Origin of the sequence: Myxococcus vastator, assembly GCF_010894475.1 — a bacterium.
Classification (GTDB): Bacteria; Myxococcota; Myxococcia; order Myxococcales; family Myxococcaceae; genus Myxococcus; species Myxococcus vastator.
The window spans coordinates 1-5,128 of the sequence record NZ_JAAIYB010000541.1 but is presented as its reverse complement, the minus strand read 5'-3'; the positions used below and the strand labels follow the sequence as shown (position 1 = coordinate 5,128).

Here is a 5,128-nt window from a genome sequence, read left to right as displayed (position 1 = left end):
GGCCACATGGTGGTGAAGCCGGGCGGGGCCCGCTGTGGCTGTGGCCGGCGCGGCTGCCTGGAGGCCTACGCGGGCCGTGCGTCCATGGAGCGCCGGGCGCACAAGGCCGTGCGCCAGGGCGAGACGACGGTGCTCTTCGATTTGATGCGGAAGCGGGGCCGCACCCGGTTGACCAGCAGCATCTGGGCCCGGGCGCTGGCGCAGGAGGACACGCTGGCCACGTGGCTCATCGGCCGCGCGGTGCGGATGCTGGGCGCGGGGCTGGCCTCCGCCATCAACCTGCTGGACGTGGAGGCCGTCGTCCTGGGCGGAGGCCTGGGCACGCGGCTGGGGCCCGAGTTCGCCGGCCACATCCACGAGGCCATGCGCCCGCACCTCTTCGTCCCCGAGCGCCAGCCGCCCGTGCGCGTCGCGGAGCTGGGAGAACTTTCCGGTGCCATTGGCGCCGCGCTGCTGGCCCAGCCGCCCATGAAGTGAGTCGCGGGACACGAGGCCTGGGGCGCTCCGTCGGACGCCCGCTCGCACACAGTGTGGCAGACGACGGATACCAGACCCCAGGCGCATGGAATGCCCGGGGGCCTGTCAGGTAGGCTCCGCGCCTTCCCGCTCCCTGGTCGAAGACTGGAGGCACCTGTCGTTGGCACTCCGCACACGGATTCCCCAGACCTTGTTCTTCCAGCGGCCCCCCTCCAACCTGTGGCCGCTGGTGGGCGTCATCCTGGCCTCGGCGGTGCTCGTCGTGGCCATGGAGCTGACCATCGCCGTCTTCTCGTCGGCCGGACTGGAGGGCTTCACCCAGCGCAACACCTACTCCATGCTCCTCAGCGTGGGGGTCATCTCCGCGGTGACGGGCTTGCTGTGGGCGGTGACGAACCGGGTGGGAATCTCGGGGGCGCTGGTGGCCGCGGCGATGCTCTTCACCGTCACCCTGCACATCCGGAAGGTGCAGCTCATCGACCGGCCGCTGATGCCCTGGGACTTCCTGGAGTGGCGGCAGGTGACGGCGCTGGCGCCCACGCTGCTGCCCGGCGGCGGCGCGGTGGCGGCCATCGGTTCGTGCCTGCTGCTGGTGGCCATGTTCGCCGTCATGTGGCGCGCGGTGGCGCGCGGCACGCCCCGGTACCCGTTGCCCAGGGCCGGACGCCTCAACCTGGCGCTGGCGGCGGTGGCGTACCTGCTGGTCATCATCTTCCAGCAGCACCTGCCCGTGCGGCGCGTCTTCAACCGCTTTGGCATCTACGACCAGGTGTGGGACCAGCGCTCCAACTTCCAGATGAACGGGCTCACGCTGATGATGCTCTGGAACTGGGAGGGGCCGCGGCTGCGGCCGGGCAGTGAGTACTCCCAGGCGCAGGTGCACGCGGCGCTGGGCGTCCCTCCGGGCGTGGTGCCCGCCGCGCCCCAGGAGCCCGTCGACGTCGTCGTCTTCATGGCTGAATCGCTCTGGGACCCGACGCGGCTGGGCATCCCCTTCAGCGAGGACCCGCTGCCCTTCGTGCGGTCGCTCATGGCGGGCCACAGCTCGGGCAACCTCATCAGCCCGGCCTTTGGCGGCGGCACGGCCAACGCGGAGTTCGAGCTCCTGACGGGCATGTCCTCGTCGTTCGCCCCGGATGGCGCGGTCCCCTACCAGCACTATGTGCTCCGGCCCGTGGACGCGCTGCCGTCGCTGTTCCGCCGCGCGGGCTACCAGACGGTGGCCATCCACCCGTTCCACGCCTTCTACTGGAGCCGCGACGTGGTGTACCCGCTCCTGGGCTTCGACACGTTCCAGTCGCTCACGGATTTCCCGTCGCCCCGGCTGGAGGGGCCCTGGGTGTCGGACGAGGAGGTCGTCGACCACATCCTCCACGAGCTCTCCGACGAGCGTCAGCCGCGCTTCATCATGGCCGTGACGATGTCCACCCACGGGCCCTACAACCTGCCGCTCACCGGAGACGAGCGCATCGAGGTGCAGGGGGAGAAGCTCTCCGCGGACAACCGGCTGCTCTTGAAGAACTACGTGCACAAGCTGCGGCAGATGGACACGGCCGTGGAGCGGCTGGTGCGCTGGCTGGAGGCGCGTGAGCGCAAGACGCTGCTGGTGCTCTTCGGGGACCACCTGCCGATGCTGGGCTCGGACTACGCGACCTACCGCGAGGCCGGCTACATCCAGGAGCCGTGGACGGACGCGCAGCGCGAGCGCATGGCGGAGGTCCCCGTCATCCTTTGGACGAACTTCCCCGTGCCCCGGCAGGACATCCACCTGAGCATCAGCATGCTCACCCCGCGCATCCTCGAGACGGCGGGGCTGCGGCCTCCGGGCTTCTTCGCCTTCGTCTCCGAATTGTCCAAGGTGCTGCCCGTCGTCCGCGGAGACCTGCTGCGCAACGCCTCCGGCGAATACCTGCCCGCGGGCGACAAGGTCCCCACGGCGCGGGAGCCGGGCTCGTGGGAGGACTGGATGCGGCGCTACCGCCTGCTCACGTATGACCGGCTGGCGGGCGACAACTTCAGCGCGGCCCAGCCGGCCGGGGCGGTGTCTCAGGAAGCGCTGTGACGGGGGCCGCCGGACGCCGCGCCCACGCGGGGAGCCTGTCCTTGCGCCGCAGGGCGGGCTGCTCCACCCACCGCCACGACAGCGCCGCGAGCAGCAGCACGCAGGGGAGCGCCACCGCCGCGTTCACCCACCACGCCGTACGTCCGCCCAACAGCGCGGAGACGGTCTGCTGCACGGGGAAGGCGTAGAGGTAGACGCCGTAGGACAAATCTCCCCGGCGTCCGAAGTCCGCCAGCGCCCCCACGGGCCGGAAGGCGAGGTACAGCACGACGTACCCCCCCAGCAGGCCGGTGGCGATTCTGCAACCGTACCCGAGCCGGGCCGTGATGAGCCACCCCGCCACGCACGCCGCCGCCACCCAGGGGCTCATGCGCACGTGCGCGCGCCACTGGTACAGCGCCACGCCGCCGCCGAAGTACAGGTACAGCTCCGGCCAGAAGCCCAGCCGCCCGGTGACGAAGGGGGCCACCGCCGCGCCCACGAAGCCGAGGACGACCACGCCCCTGCGCAAGAGGCCCGTCAGGCCCAGGCCCAGCGTCAGCACGTAGAAGCCGACCTCGTACTTCAGCGTCCACAGCGAGCCGTTGACGGCGTGGGGGTAGGCGTTCGCCTCGAAGACGCCCGGCAGGTGCCACTGGGGCCAGCTCAGGGCGAAGTTCCCCAGCAGGTACAGGGCCGAGTCCGGGGCCGTGAAGTAGTCGCCCAGGGGCAGGCGGGTGAAGGCCGGCCCCAGCACCCCCACCGTCAGCAGCAGCATGGCGCCCAGGCCAGGGAAGATGCGTAGCGCCCGGGCCCAGATGAAGCGCGCCGCGTCGGGCGTCCGCTCCCAGCTGCGGGTGATGAGCACGCCGCTGATGATGAGGAACACCGCGACGCCCAGCCGCCCCAGGGAGAGCTGTCCCCGGGTGAAGGACTCCAGCGGCTCCACCGTCCCCTTGCCCTCGCCCAGCGGGAAGGCATGGCTGAACAGCACGCCCGCCGCGGCGGCGAAGCGCAGGAAGTCCAGGTTGTTGCGGCGCGAGTCGAGGCGCGTCTGCAACGTGGGAGCGGAATGCGGGGACATGGGGACGGGAAACGGTGGCATTGTGGCCCACGCCGCACACCCATGAAAAGCAGGCAGGAGAGGGCCGCCTTCGTTCCCATGCGCGTCTTGTTTGGCATCCACCATCCCCTGAATCCGGACATGGGCGCGCCGGGGGTGACGCTCGCGCTGGGGCAGGCGCTGGCGGCGCGGGGCTGCCAGGTGGACTACTTCAGCTACGGCGACGCCTATCCCGGCCTGCGGCACCACGCCACGGTGCACGAGCTGCGCTTCCCCTGGAAGCTGACCGCGCACCTGCTGCGGGTCGCGAGCCGGTACGACGTGCTGGACATCACCACCGGGGATGCGTGGCCCTGGATGCGCCTGGGCCGTCCGGGGGCGCGAGCCCGCCATGCCCTGGTGACGCGCAGCCACGGCCTGGAGCACACCCTCTCCGAGCGGCTGCGCGCCGACGCCCGTGCGGGGCACCTGACGTTGAGCTGGAAGTACCCGCTGTACCACGGCGGCTACCGGCTCTGGGAGGTGCGCCAGTCCCTGCTGCGGGCGGACCATGCGGTGCTGCTCAACACGCGGGATGCCGCCTACGCGGCGCAGCGGCTGGGCGTGCCCGCGCGTCGGTGGAGCGTCATCCCCCATGGGCTGGATGCGGCCTTTCAGGGACTGCCTTCGCCAACGCCCTCCGCGCCCGGCGCGCCGCTGCGGGTGGCGTGCGTGGGGAGCTGGCTGCCGCACAAGGGGCGCGCGGAGATGGTCGCCGCCGCCACCCGCCTGCACGCCGAAGGCGTGTCCTTCACGCTGACGTTGTACGGCACGGGCAACCCGGAGGCGGAGGTGCTGGCGGCGTTCCCCGCTGGGGCGCGCGAACGTGTGCGCGTGGTGCCGCGCTATCCACGCGCCGAGCTGCCGCGCCTGCTCCGGAGTGAAGAAGTGCTGTTCTTCCCCAACCACTGGGAGGGCTTCGGGATGGTGCTGGTGGAGTCCATGGCCAGCGGGCTCGCGCCGGTGGCGACGCCGGTGGGCGTGGCGCCCCAGGTCGTGCGTGACGGCGAGACGGGGTGTTTGGTGCCCACGGGAGACGTCGACACCCAGGTGGCGGCGCTGCGCTCGCTGGCGGAGGACCGCGCTCGCCTGCTCCGGTTGCGTGAAGCCGCGCAGGCGGCGGTGCGGGACATGACGTGGCGGGACATCGCCGCGCGCACGTCAATCCTTTACGAGACGCTTCTCCGCTCGCCGCGGACCGTCTAGAAGGGGCGCCTGCCTGGTTGGACGACAGGCGGACGCAAGGGCCCATTGCTTTACAATGCTATCGCACCCCAGCGTGCATTGACGCGTGGAGCCAACGGCCGCCACGATGTGCGGACGGTGCGCGCCCCATGATTACGCTCTTCGTCGCCTTCTTCGTCTCGCTGCTGGTGGCCCTGGCGTTGACGCGGCTGGTGCGCGACCGGGCCCTGTCGTGGGGGTGGCTGGACCAGGCGAACTCCAGCCGGAAGGTCCATGTCCGGCCGATTCCCCGGCTGGGCGGGGTGGGCATCGTCGGGGGGTTC

Annotated in this window: 4 protein-coding genes; 3 read left to right on the top strand and 1 reads right to left on the bottom strand. The window is 71.3% G+C overall.

Annotation, left to right across the window (positions count from 1 at the left end; translation table 11 throughout):
• Nucleotides 1-477, top strand: a 477-nt coding sequence (locus tag G4D87_RS33355; protein WP_163786725.1) for an ROK family protein, incomplete at its 5' end; no start/stop codon positions are given.
• A gap of 160 nt (nucleotides 478-637) precedes the next feature.
• The gene (locus G4D87_RS33350) at nucleotides 638-2,539 is read left to right on the top strand and encodes an LTA synthase family protein (protein ID WP_205507814.1); all 1,902 of its coding nucleotides are present in this window, start codon (nucleotides 638-640) and stop codon (nucleotides 2,537-2,539) included.
• Here G4D87_RS33350 and G4D87_RS33345 read toward each other — a convergent pair.
• Nucleotides 2,493-3,602 carry an acyltransferase family protein gene (locus G4D87_RS33345; protein WP_371928639.1) on the bottom strand — a complete coding sequence of 370 codons (1,110 nt, stop codon included), beginning with the start codon at nucleotides 3,600-3,602 and terminating at the stop codon, nucleotides 2,493-2,495. The genes G4D87_RS33350 and G4D87_RS33345 overlap by 47 nt on opposite strands.
• 78 nt (nucleotides 3,603-3,680) lie before the next feature.
• Here G4D87_RS33345 and G4D87_RS33340 point away from each other — a divergent pair, with 78 nt between their 5' ends.
• A complete protein-coding gene (locus G4D87_RS33340) occupies nucleotides 3,681-4,826 on the top strand; it encodes a glycosyltransferase family 4 protein (RefSeq protein WP_163786722.1) in 1,146 nt (381 codons plus the stop codon).
• The last annotated feature ends 302 nt before the right edge of the window (nucleotides 4,827-5,128 follow it).

Excerpts from the sequence above, each read along its gene's own strand:
- G4D87_RS33340 (WP_163786722.1), top strand. The coding sequence starts at position 3,681 with ATGCGCGTCTTGTTTGGCATCCACCATCCCCTGAATCCGGACATGGGC.
- G4D87_RS33345 (WP_371928639.1), bottom strand. The coding sequence starts at position 3,602 with ATGTCCCCGCATTCCGCTCCCACGTTGCAGACGCGCCTCGACTCGCGC.